This is a genomic window from Nonomuraea sp. 3N208, assembly GCF_052245935.1.
In the GTDB taxonomy this organism is placed as follows: Bacteria; Actinomycetota; Actinomycetes; order Streptosporangiales; family Streptosporangiaceae; genus Nonomuraea.
In genome coordinates this window covers 1-15403 of the sequence record NZ_JBQQBR010000065.1, presented here as the reverse complement: position 1 = coordinate 15403, position 15403 = coordinate 1, and the positions used below count along the sequence as shown (strand labels likewise).

General features: G+C 70.9%; 16 protein-coding genes and 1 pseudogene. 8 read left to right on the top strand and 9 right to left on the bottom strand.

The window, feature by feature from the left end; genetic code table 11:
• Positions 1-8 precede the first annotated feature (8 nt).
• The 3 genes and pseudogenes from ACTWPT_RS54545 (at position 9) to ACTWPT_RS54535 (ending at position 2365) form a co-directional block, all read left to right on the top strand.
• Complete coding sequence (locus ACTWPT_RS54545; RefSeq protein ID WP_443185465.1) at positions 9-626, top strand: DedA family protein; 618 nt, start codon at positions 9-11, stop codon at positions 624-626.
• A complete protein-coding gene (locus ACTWPT_RS54540; RefSeq protein WP_443185464.1) occupies positions 610-1710 on the top strand; it encodes a sensor histidine kinase in 1101 nt (366 codons plus the stop codon). Before ACTWPT_RS54545 ends, ACTWPT_RS54540 begins: the two co-directional genes overlap by 17 nt.
• Positions 1701-2365: pseudogene (locus tag ACTWPT_RS54535) on the top strand (response regulator transcription factor). The gene ACTWPT_RS54540 and the pseudogene ACTWPT_RS54535 overlap by 10 nt, the downstream one beginning before the upstream one ends.
• Positions 2366-2451: 86 nt before the next feature.
• Here ACTWPT_RS54535 and ACTWPT_RS54530 read toward each other — a convergent pair.
• The 3 genes from ACTWPT_RS54530 to tnpA all read right to left on the bottom strand — a co-directional run bounded on the left by ACTWPT_RS54530 (position 2452) and on the right by tnpA (position 3774).
• Positions 2452-2922: a nitroreductase family deazaflavin-dependent oxidoreductase gene (locus tag ACTWPT_RS54530; RefSeq protein WP_443185463.1), complete on the bottom strand. Its 471-nt coding sequence runs from the start codon at positions 2920-2922 to the stop codon at positions 2452-2454.
• A gap of 7 nt (positions 2923-2929) precedes the next feature.
• Entirely contained in the window at positions 2930-3172 is a 243-nt protein-coding gene (locus tag ACTWPT_RS54525) for a hypothetical protein (RefSeq protein ID WP_443185462.1), read from the bottom strand.
• 170 nt (positions 3173-3342) lie between these two features.
• Complete coding sequence (tnpA, locus tag ACTWPT_RS54520; protein ID WP_443185461.1) at positions 3343-3774, bottom strand: IS200/IS605 family transposase; 432 nt, start codon at positions 3772-3774, stop codon at positions 3343-3345.
• 24 nt (positions 3775-3798) lie between these two features.
• Here tnpA and ACTWPT_RS54515 point away from each other — a divergent pair, with 24 nt between their 5' ends.
• Positions 3799-5115 carry an RNA-guided endonuclease InsQ/TnpB family protein gene (locus ACTWPT_RS54515; RefSeq protein WP_443185460.1) on the top strand — a complete coding sequence of 439 codons (1317 nt, stop codon included), beginning with the start codon at positions 3799-3801 and terminating at the stop codon, positions 5113-5115.
• A 198-nt stretch (positions 5116-5313) separates the two neighbouring features.
• The gene (locus ACTWPT_RS54510) at positions 5314-5916 is read left to right on the top strand and encodes an MFS transporter (protein ID WP_443185459.1); all 603 of its coding nucleotides are present in this window, start codon (positions 5314-5316) and stop codon (positions 5914-5916) included.
• A gap of 268 nt (positions 5917-6184) precedes the next feature.
• Here ACTWPT_RS54510 and ACTWPT_RS54505 read toward each other — a convergent pair whose 3' ends face one another.
• The gene (locus tag ACTWPT_RS54505; RefSeq protein WP_443185458.1) at positions 6185-7288 is read right to left on the bottom strand and encodes an epoxide hydrolase family protein; all 1104 of its coding nucleotides are present in this window, start codon (positions 7286-7288) and stop codon (positions 6185-6187) included.
• A gap of 87 nt (positions 7289-7375) precedes the next feature.
• Between ACTWPT_RS54505 and ACTWPT_RS54500 the strand changes: the two genes are divergently transcribed.
• Positions 7376-8356, top strand: a complete 981-nt coding sequence (locus tag ACTWPT_RS54500) for a helix-turn-helix transcriptional regulator (protein WP_443185457.1) — start codon at positions 7376-7378, stop codon at positions 8354-8356.
• 180 nt (positions 8357-8536) lie between these two features.
• Here ACTWPT_RS54500 and ACTWPT_RS54495 read toward each other — a convergent pair whose 3' ends face one another.
• Complete coding sequence (locus ACTWPT_RS54495) at positions 8537-9136, bottom strand: TIGR03086 family metal-binding protein (RefSeq protein ID WP_443185456.1); 600 nt, start codon at positions 9134-9136, stop codon at positions 8537-8539.
• 65 nt (positions 9137-9201) lie between these two features.
• Between ACTWPT_RS54495 and ACTWPT_RS54490 the strand changes: the two genes are divergently transcribed.
• Positions 9202-9675, top strand: a complete 474-nt coding sequence (locus ACTWPT_RS54490) for an SRPBCC family protein (RefSeq protein ID WP_443185455.1) — start codon at positions 9202-9204, stop codon at positions 9673-9675.
• Between the two features lie 157 nt (positions 9676-9832).
• Here ACTWPT_RS54490 and ACTWPT_RS54485 read toward each other — a convergent pair whose 3' ends face one another.
• The gene (locus tag ACTWPT_RS54485; RefSeq protein WP_443185454.1) at positions 9833-10546 is read right to left on the bottom strand and encodes a CTP synthase C-terminal region-related (seleno)protein; all 714 of its coding nucleotides are present in this window, start codon (positions 10544-10546) and stop codon (positions 9833-9835) included.
• A gap of 70 nt (positions 10547-10616) precedes the next feature.
• Between ACTWPT_RS54485 and ACTWPT_RS54480 the strand changes: the two genes are divergently transcribed.
• On the top strand, positions 10617-11519 hold the full coding sequence (locus ACTWPT_RS54480) for a LysR family transcriptional regulator (protein ID WP_443185453.1): 903 nt from the start codon (positions 10617-10619) through the stop codon (positions 11517-11519).
• Positions 11520-11587: 68 nt separating this feature from the next.
• On the opposite strand, the gene ACTWPT_RS54475 is transcribed toward ACTWPT_RS54480, so the two are convergent.
• From ACTWPT_RS54475 to ACTWPT_RS54465, 3 genes are read right to left on the bottom strand one after another with little or no spacing between them, the layout of a single operon-like run.
• On the bottom strand, positions 11588-12742 hold the full coding sequence (locus tag ACTWPT_RS54475; RefSeq protein ID WP_443185452.1) for an alpha/beta hydrolase family protein: 1155 nt from the start codon (positions 12740-12742) through the stop codon (positions 11588-11590).
• 12 nt (positions 12743-12754) lie between these two features.
• Positions 12755-14173: a S41 family peptidase gene (locus ACTWPT_RS54470; protein ID WP_443185451.1), complete on the bottom strand. Its 1419-nt coding sequence runs from the start codon at positions 14171-14173 to the stop codon at positions 12755-12757.
• On the bottom strand, positions 14170-15231 hold the full coding sequence (locus ACTWPT_RS54465) for an ABC transporter permease (protein ID WP_443185450.1): 1062 nt from the start codon (positions 15229-15231) through the stop codon (positions 14170-14172). Before ACTWPT_RS54465 ends, ACTWPT_RS54470 begins: the two co-directional genes overlap by 4 nt.
• Positions 15232-15403: the final 172 nt, after the last annotated feature.

Below are 15403 nucleotides of genomic sequence, written 5' to 3'. Positions count from 1 at the left end.
TTGAGCCCATGACTGATTGGCTCGTTGGACTGATGGAGACGCTAGGGGCCCCAGGGGCGGGTCTCGCGATCGCGTTAGAGAATCTGTTCCCACCCCTGCCCAGCGAGGTGATCCTGCCGTTGGCTGGCTTCACCGCCAGCAGGGGTGAGATGGGCCTGCTGGACGTGCTGGTGTGGACGACGCTGGGCTCGGTGGTCGGCGCGCTGGCGCTGTACGCGGTGGGGGCGCTGCTGGGGCGCGAGCGCGTGCTGGCCATCGCCTCCCGGTTGCCGCTGGTGAAGGTGTCCGACATCGAGAAGACCGAGGCGTGGTTCGCCAGGCACGGTCGCAAGACGGTGTTCTTCGGCAGGATGATCCCCATCTTCCGCAGCCTCATCTCGGTCCCGGCGGGTGTGGAGCGGATGCCGCTGCCCGCGTTCACCCTGCTGACGACCGCCGGGAGCCTGATCTGGAACACCCTCTTCGTACTGGCCGGCTATTTCCTGGGCGAGAACTGGTCGCTCGTGGAGGCCTATGTCGGGGTCGGCACCAACATCGTGATCGCCATGGTGGTGGCGGCGGTGCTGGTGTTCGTCGGCGTGCGGCTGGCCGAGCGGCGCAAGGGCAGGCATGCGTCTCGTCGTTGAGGGCCTGCGGCAGCTGGGCGCGGTCACGCTGGGTACCGTCACCGCGCTGGCCGGCCTGGGTTTCCTGCTGACGGCACTGCCGTTCACCGGCCGCCGGTACGTAGGCGCGGCGGCCCGGCGGCTGGCCCGGCTGGAGGCGCGCCGGCTGCGCCTGGACCGCGCCGGCCTCGACGCGCTCACCGGCAGCGACGGGCGGCCGCTGCGCTATCTGGCCGCGCGGGCGCCCATCGGCCTGCTGGGCGGGATGGTGATCACACTGATCGTCTTCGGCGCGTGGCAGAGCGGCCAGCTGGCCTGGGCGTGGCTGTGGGGTGACACGTTCGACGGGATGGCGCGCTCGCTGCCCCTGGCCCTCTACACCGGCACCCTCGGGGGCGTGCTGCTGTTCGTCGCCTTGACGGGCGTGGTGGGCGTGCACGTGCTGGAGCGGCGGCTGGCTCTGCGGATGCTGGGCCCGGACCGTACCGAGGTGCTGGAGCGCAGGATCGCCGAGCTGGCCGAGAGCCGGGCGGGCATCGTGGCGGCGGTCGACTCCGAGCGGCGCCGCATCGAGCGGGACCTGCACGACGGGCTGCAGCAGCGGCTGGTCGCGCTGTCGATGCTGGTCGGGCGCGCCCGGCGGGGGCGGCCGGAGCTGCTGGAGCAGGCGCACCAGGAGGCACAGCAGGCGCTGGCCGAGCTGCGCGAGGTGGCCTGGCGGGTATATCCGAGCGGGCTGGACTCCCTCGGGCTGGGCGAGGCGCTCGCGGGTGTGGCCGAACGCTCGAGTGTGCCGGTCAGGGTAGCCTGCGACCTGCGCCGGCGGCCGCCGATGGCGGTGGAGACGGCGGCGTACTTCGTGGTCTGCGAGGCCGTGACGAACGCAGCCAAGCACTCCGGCGCCGGGCTTATCACGGTCGAGGTGCGTGAGGAAGGAGCGGCGGTGGTCGTACGGGTGCGCGACGACGGGGCGGGCGGCGCCAGCCCTGCGGGCGGTGGTCTGTCCGGGCTGGCGCGGCGGGTGGCCGCGCTGGATGGCGCCTTCGAGGTGGACAGCCCGGCGGGCGGGCCGACGACGATCACGGCGGTGCTGCCGTGCGGGTGATCCTGGCCGAGGACTCCACGTTGTTGCGTGAGGGGCTGGTACGGCTGCTGCTGGAGGAGGGCCACGAGGTGCCGGCCGCGGTGAGCGACGCCGAGGCGCTGGTGTCGGCGGTGGCGGCGTACGAGCCGGACGTCGTGGTGGTGGACGTGCGCATGCCGCCGACCCACACCGACGAGGGGCTGCGGGCGGCGCTGGAGATCCGGCGCCGCTGGCCGGCGGTCAAGGTGCTGGTGTTGTCGCAGTACGTGGAGAAGCGCTTTGCCACCGAGCTGATGAGCGCGGACGTCGAGGGCGTGGGCTACCTGCTGAAGGACCGGGTGGCGCAGGTGGGCGACTTCCTGGACGCGCTGGAGCGGGTGGGCGCCGGGGGAGCGGCGTTCGAGCCGGGGGAGCGGCGTTCGACCCGGAGGTGGTGCGGCAGCTGCTGGCGCGTACCACGCAGGTGGATCCGCTGGCGCGACTGACCGCCCGCGAGCGTGAGGCGCTGGAGCGGATGGCGCAGGGACTGACGAACGCCTCGATCGCCCAGGCGCTGCACGTGTCGCAGAGCGCCGTGGAAAAGCACGTCAACTCCCTGTTCGACAAGCTGGGCCTGTCGCACACCAACGGCTACAGCCGTCGGGTGCTGGCCGTGCTGCACTTCCTGGAGTCCTGACGGCCCACCGCACACATCAACCGCGACACCCTGTGGCCGATCGTGGGCGAGTACGGCCTGCGGCCCACAGGTCAGGCGGAGGCCCGCTAGCTTTCGGTGCCGTCACCGGCCAGTGTGCCCCCGCTGACCGGTTCGAGCACGAAGACCGGGATCTGGCGGTCGGTCTTGCGCTGGTAGTCGGCATAGTCCGGGTATGCGTCCACCGCCCGGCGCCACCAGAGGGCCTTCTCGTCCTCGAACACCTCGCGCGCCCGGTACTCCTGGGCCACCGCGCCGTCCTGAAGCTCGACGACCGGCTCGGCGACCAGACTGGCGTACCACTGCGGGTTGGCCGGCGCGCCACCCTTGGACGCGACAGCCGCGTAGCGCCCCTCGTGCTCGACACGCATCACCAACGTCTTGCGGACCTTGCCGGTCTTGGCTCCCCGGTAGGTCATCAGCACGGTGGGCAGGTCACGGATCGTGACGCCGTCGGTCGTGCCGGTGCGCATGATCTGCTCGACGTGCTCGCGGACCCAGCCCCACGCGCTCGGTTCGTAATCACCAGTCAATGTCATGTCCTGATCAACGTGCCCGGCTCGTCGCCGATTCCGCGGTCTGACCGTGCCGGCGGCCGTCCGGGTGGCGGGGGCGCCGGGTATCCACGTTGTCGGTCAAGGTCTGGAGGATGCCGGGTAGTTCCGCCACCGGTTCGGCACGCTGGCCGCGCAGCTCAAGCAGTTCATCGACCAGGCCGGCGGGCTGTGGCAGGAAGGGAAACTGGCCGACAAGCTGGTGACGGCCTTCACCTCGGCGTTCAACCGGCACGGCGGCAGCGAGGCCACGATCTTGTCGCCGGGCAACGTCTTCTACCGAGGTGCGGGTTAGTGCTCCCGCCTTCGGGCGGGAGGTGAGGGCTCGCGTGGGAAGGCCTTCAAGGGCCTGAAGGTGCCCTTTCCCGAGCTTTGGAACTGGTCGTGACCGCGTCTTGTCTTGTCTCATTTCTGGGTCTGGTCTTGGGATTGGAGGTAGGTGCGGACGGTGGCCAGGTTCGTGCTGCCGGTCGAGCCCGCGTAGTAGGAGCGGGACCAGAAGTGGCCGCCCCACAGGTATGTGCGGACGTGGGCGTTGTATTCCTGGCGGAGGTAGCGGGCGGAGACGCCTTTGAGGGAGTTGACGAGGGAGGACAGAGCGACCTTGGGCGGGTAGCGGACGAGGAGATGAACGTGGTCGTGCTCGCCGTTGAACTCGGTCAGCTCGCAGTCGAACTTCTCGCACACCTCTTTCATGATCTGTTCGCAGCGTTTCAGCATCGGGCCGGTGAGTGCGTCCCGCCGATATTTCGTGACAAACACCAAATGCGCGCTCAGGTCGTGAACGCAGTGACGTCCGGTTCTGATGTCGGGGTTCGGTTCCCATCGCGGTGACATACACCAAACGATAGAATGAGCCTCGTGGGGCTGCGGAAACGCAACCGTGCTCAGGTCGCCCGCCTGGAGTTGGACCAGCGGCAGAGCGCCGTGTTGGACGGCCAGGCGCACAACGCGCGCACGCTGTGGAACCTACTGCACGAGTTCTTCACCTTCCGGCAGGGCCGGTTCGCATCCTTGGCCCAATGCGACGAGGCCATCCGGGTCGCCCGCAAGGAGATCGACTGGCTCAAAGACCTGCCCGCCCAAGCGGCGCAAGCCGTGCTGAAGACCTACCGGCAGGCGTGGGCGAACTACTTCAACCCCGACCACCCGGCCGGACGCCCCACGTTCAAGAGCCGATTCCGCTCCCGGATGGCGGTGGACGTCCCCCAGGGGCGGGACCTGAACATCACCCGGATCAACCGCCGGTGGGGCGCGGTCACCATCCCCAAACTCGGCCGGGTCCGCTTCCGATGGACCAAGGACCTGCCCGGCGTCACGAAGGGCGGCCCGGACGGGAAGATCACCGGGGCGCGGCTGGTCAAGGAGGCAGGCGGGTGGCACATCGTATTCCGCACCCAGACCATGCAGGCACCCACGGCTCCGCACCCCGGGCCACCAACCGCGATCGACCGGGGCATCGCCGTGCCCCTGGCGCTGACCACCGGAGAGAAGATCTTCCACCGTAACCAGTGGCTGACAAGCGGGGAACAGCAACGCCTGCTCCGCCTGGAGCGCAAAGCCGCCCGCCAAAAAAGAGCCGCCAAACCCGGACAGCCTGCCAGCAACCGGCTGAAGCAAACCTACGACCAGATCGCCCGCCTGCGCGCCAAAGCCAAGCGCCGGGCCATCGACTGGCAGCACCAGACCACCACCCAGCTCACCGCCCAGTTCTCCGTCATCGTGCTCGAAGACCTCAAGGTCACGAACATGATGGCGAGCGCCTCCGGCACCCTCCAACAGCCGGGCACGAACGTCGCCCAAAAACGCGGCCTGAACCGCGCCATCGCCACCGAGGCGTGGGGCCGCACCGCCGAGTTCCTCACCTACAAGGCCACCGACAAAGGCGGCAAGGTCGTCTACATCCCGGCACCGGGCACCAGCCAGGAATGCCACGCCTGCCACACGATCACCGAGGGGTCGCGGGAGAGCCAGTCCCGGTTCGTGTGCAAGAACCCAGCCTGCGGGTGGATCGGCAACGCCGACGTCAACGCCGCCCGCACCCAGTTGCACCGGTACAACTCAGCCGCCGGACAGGCGGTCACCGGACGTGGAGGCCCTGCACCACTGGGGCCGCTGAAGCGTCAAGCACCTCATGGCGGGACTACCCGCACCACCCCGCAAGGGGTGGCGGCGTAGCGGCCATGAGAATCCTCTCCGTTCATGGGGAGGAGCACGTCAAGGGGTCATGCAGAGCGCCGATCATGGCTGGCCGTCCGTGCTGGCCGTCGGGCCGGCCGTGGCGGGCCTGCTCCGGCTCGTCGTCTTCACCGTGGTGGAGGCGCGTTTCGCCACCCAGCCGATGATGCCCCTGCGGCTGTTCAGGATCCGGGGGGGGTGGCTGTCGGCAACGTCATGCTGTTGCTGTTCGGCGGGATCGCGATCGCGATGTGGTATTTCACGTCGCTCTTCCTGCAGAACGTGCTCGGCTACAGTGCGCTTGGAGCCGGGCTGGGGCAGACACCCGCGGCGGTGATGTTCGTGGTGATCGCGCGATGGGCCGCCGTCCTGCTGCCGCGAACCGGGGTGCGCCCTCTGGTGCTGGCCGGCTCCGGCTGTTTCCTGGCCGGTTTCGGCTGGCTCGCCCAGGCCCACGCCGGCAGCGGCTACGTCACCAGCGTGCTCGGCCCTACGCTGCTGATCGCGGTTGGCATCGGGCTGACCTTCCCCACCCTCATGGCCGCAGCGACCGCCGACGTTCCCGAGCGGGACGCGGGGATCATCGGCGGCCTGGCCAACACCGCCAGTCAGGTAGGCGGGTCGGTAGGCCTGGCGGTGCTCGCGACGGCCGCCGGCGCCAGAGCCGCGACGGAGGCCAGCGGGAGTTCCCCCGCCGCCGCCCTCGCCGCCGGCTACGACCTGGTCTTCCTCGTGGCGGCCGGGCTCGGCTTGGCCATCGCGGTGGTCAGCTTGCTGCTGCCGCGGCACCGGCGCGGCTGACCGCCCTTCGGCCTCCAGGCTCCGGGTGACCCCCGGGCAACGTCGCGGTCCGGCGCGGCTCACTCAGGCGGTCCAGTGCCGGCGCCTCGCCACCGCCTCCGTACGTGGCGAGGGTCTTCATCCGCCGCACCGGCACTGGCACCCGTACCAGGCCAGGCCGGGCGCGGCGACCTGCGGCAGGCGCCGGCGGTGTTCGTTCATGAGAAGAACGTCCGCGTGCGGGGGCGGCCGTGCCCCGCTGGAGGTTCTCGCGCGACGCCGGCTGACGCTACTTCAGCTGGCCGAAGAAGGCCCGCAGGTCCGCGGCCACCGCCTGCGGCGCCTCCATGGCCGGGAAGTGCCCGCCCCGTTCGTGCTCCGTCCAGTAGGTGTCGGCGGACGGGTTGAGCAGCTTGCGGACCGTGGCGTCGGCGCCGAACACCGAGACCCCCTGCGGCACCGCCGCCGGCGCCCCCCAGTCGGTGGAGTGGGCCTGCTCGTAGAGGAAGCGGGCGGCCGAGACGCCGGAGCCGGTGAACCAGTAGAGGCTCACGATCGTGAGCAGCTGGTCCCGGTCGTATGGCAGGTCGGTCCACTCCTCGAACTTCTCCGCGATCCAGCCCAGCTGCCCGGCCGGTGAGTCGTTGAGCAGGTAGCCGATGGTCTGGGGCCGGCTGTTCTGGATCGCCAGGTATCCGCTGCCCTCGCTGCGGAACTTCGCGATCCGGTCCAGGATCAGCCGGTCCACCTCGTCCTCCGGGTCCAGCCCGTCGGCCATGCCGGGCAGGAAGGAGGCCGTGTTGGCGGCGGTGAGGGCGTCGGTCACCACGTGCACTCCGGCGACGTGCTCGCCGTCGAGGCCGGCCACCGCGCCGGAGACGCCGGCGCCGATGTCGCCGCCGTGGACGCCGTAGCGGTCGTAGCCGAGGCGGCTCATCAGCTCGGCCCAGGCCCGCGACGTGCGACCCATCGCCCAGCCCGCCTCGCGGACGGGGGTAGAGAAGCCGAAGCCGGGCAGCGACGGCACGACCAGGTGGAAGTCCTGCCTCAGGTGCTCGATCACGGTGGTGAACTCGGCGAACAAGCTCGGGTAGCCGTGGGTGAGCACCAGCGGGAGCGCGCCGGGGTCGTCGCAGCGGACGTGCAGGAAGTGGATCGGCTGCCCGTCGATCTCGGTGACGTACTGCGGATACTCGTTGAGCCGGGCCTCGGCGGCTCGCCAGTCGTAGCCGTCGGCCCAGTACGCGGCCAGCTCCTTGAGGAACTCCAGCGGCACGCCCCGGCTCCATCCGGCGCCGGGCATCTCGTCGGGCCAGCGCGTTCTGGCCAGCCGGTCGGCCAGGTCGTCGACGTCGGACTGGGGGATGGCGATGCGGAACGGCTGGATGGTCATCGGGCTTCTCCTTCGGCTGAGGCAGGGATCCCACGCTACGGACCAATCCGGAACACTTCTTTCCGCTATCGGTGACAGAGTCGAAGAATGCTGGAGACCTCGGCGAGACTGCTGAAGCTGCTGTCCCTACTGCAGGCGCGGCGCGACTGGACCGGTGCCGAACTGGCCGAGCGCCTGCAGGTGACCACGCGGACCATCCGCAACGACATGGAGCGGCTGCGCCGCCTGGGCTACCCGGTGCACGCCACGGCGGGAGCGACCGGCGGCTACCGGCTCGGCGCTGGCGCGGCGCTGCCGCCGCTGCTGCTCGACGACGAGGAGGCCGTGGCCGTCGCAGTGAGCCTGCGTACCGCCGCGGGCGGCACCGTCGCCGGGATCGAGGAGACCTCCGCCCGGGCGCTGGTCAAGCTACAGCAGGTGCTGCCGCCACGATTACGTCAGCGGGTGGAGGCGCTGCGTGTGTACACGGTGCCGGAGCGGTGGGCGGGGCCGAGCGTCGACGCCGGTGTCCTGACCACGATCGCGACCGCGTGCCGGGATCATGAGCGGCTCCGCTTCGATTACCGTACGCACGACGGCGACCAGGCCGTCCGCACCGCTGAGCCGCACCGCCTGGTGCACACCGGGCACCGGTGGTATCTGCTCGCCTGGGACCTGGAGCGCGGCGACTGGCGTACCTTCCGGGTCGACCGCATCCGGCCCCGCACGCCGTCGGGCCCGCGCTTCACCCCGCGTCCGCTGCCGGAAGGCGGCGACGTCGCGCGGCATGTCTCCCGCGGCGTCGGCGAGGCGACCTGGCGCTACCGGGCGCGGGTGATCGTCCATGCGCCGGCCGAGCGGGTGGCCAGGAGGTTACCGGTGCCGGCGGAGATCCGGCCGATGGGCGAGGACCGGTGCGTGTTCGAGCCCGGTTCGGACGATCCGCTGATGCTGGCGGGCTACCTGGCCATGCTGGGCGAGGACTTCACGGTCGAGGGGTCGCCGGAGCTGGCCGCGGAGCTGCGTACGCTCGCCCGCAGGTTCCTGCGCGCGATCGACTCCTGGCGTCACGTGCCGCCGACGCGGTGAACGGAGTGTAGGCCCACGGCGCGCAGGGGGGAACAGGAATCGGCGACCGAGGTCCTGACCGTCAGTCGGCCACGCCGCCCGCGCCACCGAGCCCACCGGATCTGCGTGCTGTTGACTCTCGGAGTATCTCATCGCCCTGCCCGGCGATCTGCCGGCCCGCCTTCCCCTAGCGAGAGGTGCTCACGAACGCGGCCGCCAGTGCGGATCCCGTCCGATGAAGGCCAGCAGCGTGTCCTGAGGCGACGCGTTGTGGGCGACCTTCACCTCCGGCCCGAACACCTCGATGCCCGGCCCGAACGCGCCCGGCGTGCGGAACTTCTCGATGAGCTCGGCGGGCAGCGCCGTCATGGCCGACCAGGCCCGCTCGACGTCGCCGGGATCGATCGTGTCGTCCTGCGACGTGGCGCGGGCCAGATCCCAGCCGTGCAGCGGGAGGTCGTCGCTGACGACCTGGTCGATGTGCTGCTGCGCGGGCATCGGGCCGGTGGGCGTGTCGCAGGGCAGGGTGGCGAGCGAGGGATCGTTCAAGATCGCCTCCACGTCGGCGCGGGCGGCGCGGAAGGCCGCCACCGGGTCGTCGTCGACCGTGGGCGCCGGGCTGAGCGAACGGCCCAAGGGGTGCAGCATCGCGGCGTGCATGTCGACGATGTGCCGGACCACGTCCCTGGCCGTCCACTTCGCGCACGGGGACGGATGCGACCACTGGTCGGGGCGGACGGAGACGACCTTGCGTTCGAAGGCGCCGGCCCGGCGCCGGTAACGATCGGCGATCTCACTCATCACCGTTGTCCCCTTCCTTCGTGTGGTGCGTCAAGTGTCGCAGCCGCCGTGGCTAGCATCGCCCCATGCCGTACGTCAGACCGGAGTTCGCCGGCAGGCCTGTGTACATGGCCGCCGCCGTGCACGTGGCGGCGCCGCCTGAGCAGGTGTTCGCGTTGATCACCGATTGGCCACGGCACCAGGAGTGGATGTTCCTGACCACCGCCCGCCAGGTGGGCCCGGACACGATCGAGGCCTACACCGGGCTGCGGCCCTTCGGTTTGCTGGACACGATGACGATCACGCAGTGGCGGCCGCCAGCGCTGGTGCGGGTGGAGCACACCGGCCGTATCGTGCGCGGCCACGGTGCGATCCGGGTACGCCCGCAGGCCGGCGGCAGCCGCGTCATCTGGGCGGAGCAGCTGTGGCCGCCGTTGGGCCCGCTGGGCCGCGCCGTGTGGCCGATCGTCCGCCTGGTCGGCGCCGCGTTCGCCCGCCGTTCCCTGCGCAGACTCGCCGTACTGGCCGAGCGCGGCGGTGGCCGGCCGAGCTCGACCTGATGGCCCAGTCGCGGGTCTACGTGTGCGGCCCTGCCCTTCTTTCCGGCCCTTCTCGGGCCTGCCGTCGGGCGGGCCGCTCGGCTGCGGGCGCCGCTCTTGGCGCTCGTCGCGGACCGATCCCGGGCTGCGGTCCGACCCTCGTACGCCAGGCAGGCCGTCAGGGCGTGCCGGCGTACGCCGCCTCGCCCTGCCCGGCGTGGCGGGCGACCGCGGCCGCGAACGCCGCGATCACTGGGTGCGGCCGCCGCCCGTCGCCGGCCAGTTCCGGCTGGTACATCGTGGCCAGGAAGAACGGGTGGCCGGGCAGTTCGGCCACCCGTACCGCGCCGTCGTCGGCGGCGTGACCGGAGAACACCAGCCCGCCCGCCGTCAGCGTCTGCGTGTAAGCCTCGTTGAGGCCGTAGGAGCACACGTAGGCCTCCATGGTGGTGGGCGTGCCCATGATCTGCTCGATGCGCGAGCCGGGCGTCAGCCGTACCAGGTTCTCGTGGCCGGCCAGCGAGCACGCCAGCGGCGTGAGCAGGAAGTCGCGGGCGCCCGGTTCGTTCTCGGCGTGCGCCACGTCCAGCCCGCACACGTGCCGGGCGACCTCCAGCAGCATGTGCTGGAAGCCGCCGCACGTGCCCAGGAACGGGATCCGCTGTTCGCGGGCGACGCGTGCGGCCTGCACGGCGCCGTCCTCGTCCCGGTACGGGCTGCCGGGCAGGATCCAGATGCCGTCGAAGGCGTCCAGGCCCGTCACGTCGGTGGTGGGGATCCAGTATGGGTCGAGCGCAATGCCGTCACGCTCGCGCAGCGCCTCCATCAGCAGCGGGATGCGGGCGTGCGAGCGGACGCTGGGGGAGCGGTCCCCCACGAGGGCGATTCTCATGCCCTTATCGTGACCGTCTGCCCCGCTTAAGCGCCAACGATGAAATCTGCATCTGCTATAAGCAACACTGATGGACCCTCATTTGCTGACGACGTTCGTGACCGTGGCCCGGCACGGCTCGTTCTCCGCGGCCGCCGCCGAACTGGGCTACACGCAGTCGGCGATCTCCCAGCAGATCGCCGCGCTCGAGGCCGACCTGGGGCTGGCGTTGCTGAGACGCCGCCCGGTCGAGCCGACCCCGGCCGGGCGGCGGCTGCTGGAGCACGCGGGGCCGCTTCTGCTGCGGTTGCGCGCGGCCCGCGCCGACGTGCTGCGCGCCGCAGCCGCGCCCCGGCACCGGCTGCGCCTGGCCGCCACGCCTTTGGCCGTCAACGCGGTCCTGGCCGCCCGCCTGGCCGGGGCGCGGGCCGCGCAGCCGCGGCTGGATGTGACGCTGGTGACATGCGGGCGCGAGCAGGTCGGCGCCCTGGTGGCCGAAGGGGAGGCGGATCTGGGGCTGGCCGACGGCATCGCCGCGCCCAGCGATCCGCTGCGGCTGCCCGACAGCGGTCCGATGACGACCGTGGGGGTGAGCGAGGAGGAGCTGGTGGTGGCGCTGCCCGGCGATCATCCTGTGGCGGGGCGGGCGGCGCTGCGGCTGGACACCTTGGCGGACGCGCGCTGGCTGCAGACGGACCTGTGCCCCCTGGCGCGGCTGCGGGATCTGGTGGGGGACGGGTTTCCGGTGGCGCTGGAGTACCGGGGCGCGGACGTGCACACGGTCGTCAACCTCGTGGCCGCAGGTCACGGGCTGACGCTCCTGCCGGCCTCGGTCCTGCCCGGCCGCGCGCCGGCGCCGCTCTCGGGCTCCGGGCCGCCGCCCGTACGCGGCGTGCCGCTGGCGTGGCCGCGTCTGGTGCACCGGGTGGAGCTGCTGCACGGCGCCCTGCCCGCAGGTTCGGCCGCCGACCTGGCCCGCGCACTGTCGGCCTGACGTCGCCGGCGTGCGCCCGGGCCAGGCCGACATCCAGCCTCCCCGATGGCTTCAGGGTGCGCAGGGCCTCAGGATTGACCGCAGGTCGCGGGGCAGAACTTGACCTCTGGGTAGCGCGATGACGGCTTGTCCAGGACGGGCTGCCGCTGCGACTTCAGATGCTGGTCGAGGAAGGCCGCCACGTACGTGCGGGTGAGCTCGGAGCCGCGCGCCGCGGGCAGAACGCCGTAAGCGGGCTTGATGCCGAGGGCACCCGCCATCAGCGAGCCGTCGGTGAAGGACTGGTGTTCGGCGCCCGACAGCACGAGCCACCGCTTCCACCCGGTCAGCAGCTTCCAGTCGCGCTCCCACGAAGTGTCGCGGCCTCCGGGGACGTGCTGCGCCGAGCCCAGGAACATGAACGGCCGGGAGAACCCACTCTTGGGGATCCGGGCGTAGGTGGTGCCGTCCATGTCGATCCCGGCCCGCACCCGGGAGTCCTTCACCATGGCCGCCATGGCGCTGGCCCCGCCGATCGACTGGCCCGCCATCGCGATTCTGGAGCGGTCGATCCGGCCGGAACCGTCCCATTTCGATGGCAGCTGGTCGAGTACGAAGGAGACGTCGGCCGCCCGGCCCTGAACCACCCCCGTGCCGAAGCCCGGGTCGGTGTCGCTGTCGCACGCCAGGCATTCGGCGACCCGCCCGTCGGCCAAGGTCGTGGCGTAGCTCTCGTAGGGGTGGTCGATCCCGGCCACCACGTACCCTCGGCTGGCCAGATCCTCGGCCAGGGACGTGAGCGTGCTCATCGGATTGGTGAAGCCGGGGGAGAGCACCACCAGCGGAAGCTTCTCCCCCGTGGGTTCGGCGTCTTTGATGGCGTTCGTGCGCGTCTTGCTCAGCGTGTCGTCCGGGACGCCCGCGATCCCATAGCGCCTCATGGCGAGCTCCGATTCCTTCGGCGTCATGTACGGCGCGCGCTGCCCGTCCCGCTGCTTGGTCGGATACCACAGGGTGACCTTGAGCTCCCTGGCGTCGACGTCGAGGTTCCACGGATCGGGGCGGGAGGCGTCCTTCAGATACAGGGCGGTGGTGCCGACCGGATGGGCTCCGGTGGGGGCGGGCAGGGTGGCGGGGCCGGTCGGAGTGGCCGACGGAGCGGCGGACCGGGGTGGCGTGGGTGCGGAGCAGGCGGACGCGGCGAAGACGACCAGTCCCGCGGCGACTGCCAGGATCTGTCTCATCGAGAGGTCCCTTCACTTCTGCAGCAAGGTCAGGGCCTTGGCCAGCGCGGGGTCGCGCCCGGCGGCCGCGTCCTTCGGGGTCAGGGGCACGTGGTGGTCGGGGGGCACGCCGATCCGGTCGATCACCTCGCGATTAGGCCCCAGGTGGTGCCTCGTGGGGAAGCTCAGGAGGGTGTTGTTGCGGAGCAGGTAGGGCCGCGACGGGCCGGAGATCACGCCGGCGGTTCTGGTGCCGACCAGTTGGCCGATGCGCAGGTCCTTGACCGCGGAGCTGAAGTGCTCGCACGCCGAGGCACAGCTGCGGTCGGTGAGCACCATCAGCGGCAGGTTGAGCAGCTCGACGGTGTCGTCGGTCCACGAGGTTTCGCACGTGCCGTCCACGGTGCACTGGTAGGCGGTGACCTTGCCGTGGACGAACGCGCTCACCAGCCGGGTCGCCTCCGCAGGGCTCCCGCCGCCGTTGCCACGCAGGTCCAGCACGACGCCGGACAGCATCCGGCCCTTCCGCAGCCTGGAGATCGCCTTGAAAGCCCTGTCCGCGGCGTCGGGAGCGAACCCGCGCAGCCGTACATAGGCGATGCTGTCGTCCAGCAGCTTCGACTGCACCACTTGCAGGGCGGCCAGATCCCGCTGGTAGAGGCCGGGCTTGAGCGTCACGGTCCAGCGGCGGCCGGTGGTCTGTCGCAGGAGCCGCAGCCGCACCGGCCGCGCGTCCGGGTACGCGGGGTAGAGGGCGGCGATCGCGGGGCCGGCCTTGCCGTCGATGAAAGGCGCCGATTCGTTGATCGACTCGATGAGGTCACCCGGGCGTAATCCGGCGGCCTGTGCCGCGCCACCCTGCACGGTGGTGACGAACAGCGGGGGGAGGGCGACGCCGGGATTGCCGTCCACCTGCGGACCGTTGACGTTCGCCTGGAAACCCAAGCCATACCCGTCGCCGTCGTAGTAGTCGGGGGGTCGCTTGACGTCGTGCGCCCAGCGGGCGTGGTTGTCGCCGAGGGCGGCCACGATGGCTTCGAGGGTGACGACGGCCAGCTTGTCGCGCAGATCGGGGACCTGGTCGGTGGTCTTCCGATAGACGGTCTCGAAAGCGGTCCAGTCGGCTTTGCGGTCACCGGTCAGCGCCGGCATGGTCGCCTCGGGCACGTCGCGTCCGTTGCGGTTGAGCTCCTGTGTCAGGGCGACGAATCCGGCGGCCAGCAGCGAGCGGGCGTCCAGCGTGGCGCCGCTGTAGTAGTTGCCGAGGATGCAGAAGTACGCCTGCTCGATGACGTCGATCGTGGTGGCCGTCTCCGCACCGGGTGGTCCCTGGGGCTGCGAGCAGACCGCACTGGCTGCCGTGCTCGCCTGGCTGCGCGGCGGCGACGGCGCCGTGCAGGCCGCCGCCAGGAGCAAGGCGAGACCGGCTGTCACGGTCCTGACGACGGTCATGACAGGCGTCTCCGGATCCACCAGAAGGAGAGCCAGGTGAGGCCGAGGGTGAGGAGGGCGTAGATCCCGGTCTCGATCCACTGGAAGGGCCAGAAGCGTTCGAGGGGCTGGTAGGTCGCCTGCTGCCGGTAGCCGAGTCGGTTGAGCTCGGCCATGCACGCGTCCATGCCCGGTGCCCCCGCTGCCGGTGCGCAGGGTCCCGACGTCGTGGAGACCTTGATGGTGCCGGGCTCGCCGTTCTTGGCGATTGTGCGTCCGGACGGATCGACCAGGTTGCTGGACAGGACCCAGGCGCCCGCGTGGCCGGGAACGGCCAACTCCAGGATAATGTGCGCAGATCCGGCAGATCCGCCTTCATCCCGGCCAATGCCCATGCCGTCCACGTTCGCCTGGCCGAGCTCGAAGGTCGACGCGACCGGGGGCATCAAGTGGGGACGGACCAGCAGTGGCATGGCGAGCTGGATCGCGGCGAAGATGGCCAGGGTGAGGGCCATGGCGGCCAGTGTGCGGCGTACCAGCATGCCCACGGTCACGCCGAGGACGAAGGCGAAGGCCGCGTACCCTATCGGGGCGATGCCGCGCGCGCCGAACACCAGGGGAGCCATCAGGGCCAACTCGTCCGGAGCCGACATGTCCAGGGGATCGGACCACCAGGTCACCGCGAGGCCGCACAGGCAGGCGGCGGCCATGGCGACCAGGCCGGTGAGCCCGAGCTTGACCGCCAGCCAGCGGCCGCGGGTGATGCTCTGGTTCCACACCAGCAGGTGCGTGCCCGCCTCCAGCTCGCGGGCGATCAACGGTGCTCCCCAGAAGAGCCCGACGACAGCGGGCAGGAGCAGCACGACGAGGCTGACGGCCATGAAGGGCATGTCGTACATGCCGAAGAAGCGGTCGAAGAAGCGGCCGCAGGAGTTGTCCTGCGTACACGTGGCGATCCCGGCGGAGTAGTCGGAGGCCAGGCCCGGGCCGGTCAGGGCCAGGGCGGCGGTGAGGACGACGAGTACGGCGGCCATCATCGCGGCCGAGCCGCGGAGCTGGCGCCAGGTCAGCCAGATCATCGCTGCACCTCCAGGGCGACTTGCCGGTTGTCGGCAGTGCGCTTCTCCATGTAGGCCAGGACGAGGTCCTCCAGGCTGAGCTGGGTGACCGTCCAGGCGGGGTCGTGGATCGGGGCGTCGGTACGGATCACGTACGTGCTCTGCCGGTCGGTGTGGCTGGCGGAGATGACGT

Excerpts from the sequence above, each read along its gene's own strand:
- ACTWPT_RS54485 (WP_443185454.1), bottom strand. The coding sequence starts at position 10,546 with ATGAGAATCGCCCTCGTGGGGGACCGCTCCCCCAGCGTCCGCTCGCAC.
- ACTWPT_RS54475 (WP_443185452.1), bottom strand. The coding sequence starts at position 12,742 with ATGAGACAGATCCTGGCAGTCGCCGCGGGACTGGTCGTCTTCGCCGCG.
- ACTWPT_RS54545 (WP_443185465.1), top strand. The coding sequence starts at position 9 with ATGACTGATTGGCTCGTTGGACTGATGGAGACGCTAGGGGCCCCAGGG.
- ACTWPT_RS54505 (WP_443185458.1), bottom strand. The coding sequence starts at position 7,288 with ATGACCATCCAGCCGTTCCGCATCGCCATCCCCCAGTCCGACGTCGAC.
- ACTWPT_RS54500 (WP_443185457.1), top strand. The coding sequence starts at position 7,376 with ATGCTGGAGACCTCGGCGAGACTGCTGAAGCTGCTGTCCCTACTGCAG.
- ACTWPT_RS54540 (WP_443185464.1), top strand. The coding sequence starts at position 610 with ATGCGTCTCGTCGTTGAGGGCCTGCGGCAGCTGGGCGCGGTCACGCTG.
- tnpA (WP_443185461.1), bottom strand. The coding sequence starts at position 3,774 with ATGTCACCGCGATGGGAACCGAACCCCGACATCAGAACCGGACGTCAC.
- ACTWPT_RS54480 (WP_443185453.1), top strand. The coding sequence starts at position 10,617 with ATGGACCCTCATTTGCTGACGACGTTCGTGACCGTGGCCCGGCACGGC.
- ACTWPT_RS54490 (WP_443185455.1), top strand. The coding sequence starts at position 9,202 with ATGCCGTACGTCAGACCGGAGTTCGCCGGCAGGCCTGTGTACATGGCC.
- ACTWPT_RS54495 (WP_443185456.1), bottom strand. The coding sequence starts at position 9,136 with ATGAGTGAGATCGCCGATCGTTACCGGCGCCGGGCCGGCGCCTTCGAA.
- ACTWPT_RS54465 (WP_443185450.1), bottom strand. The coding sequence starts at position 15,231 with ATGATCTGGCTGACCTGGCGCCAGCTCCGCGGCTCGGCCGCGATGATG.
- ACTWPT_RS54470 (WP_443185451.1), bottom strand. The coding sequence starts at position 14,173 with ATGACCGTCGTCAGGACCGTGACAGCCGGTCTCGCCTTGCTCCTGGCG.
- ACTWPT_RS54530 (WP_443185463.1), bottom strand. The coding sequence starts at position 2,922 with ATGACATTGACTGGTGATTACGAACCGAGCGCGTGGGGCTGGGTCCGC.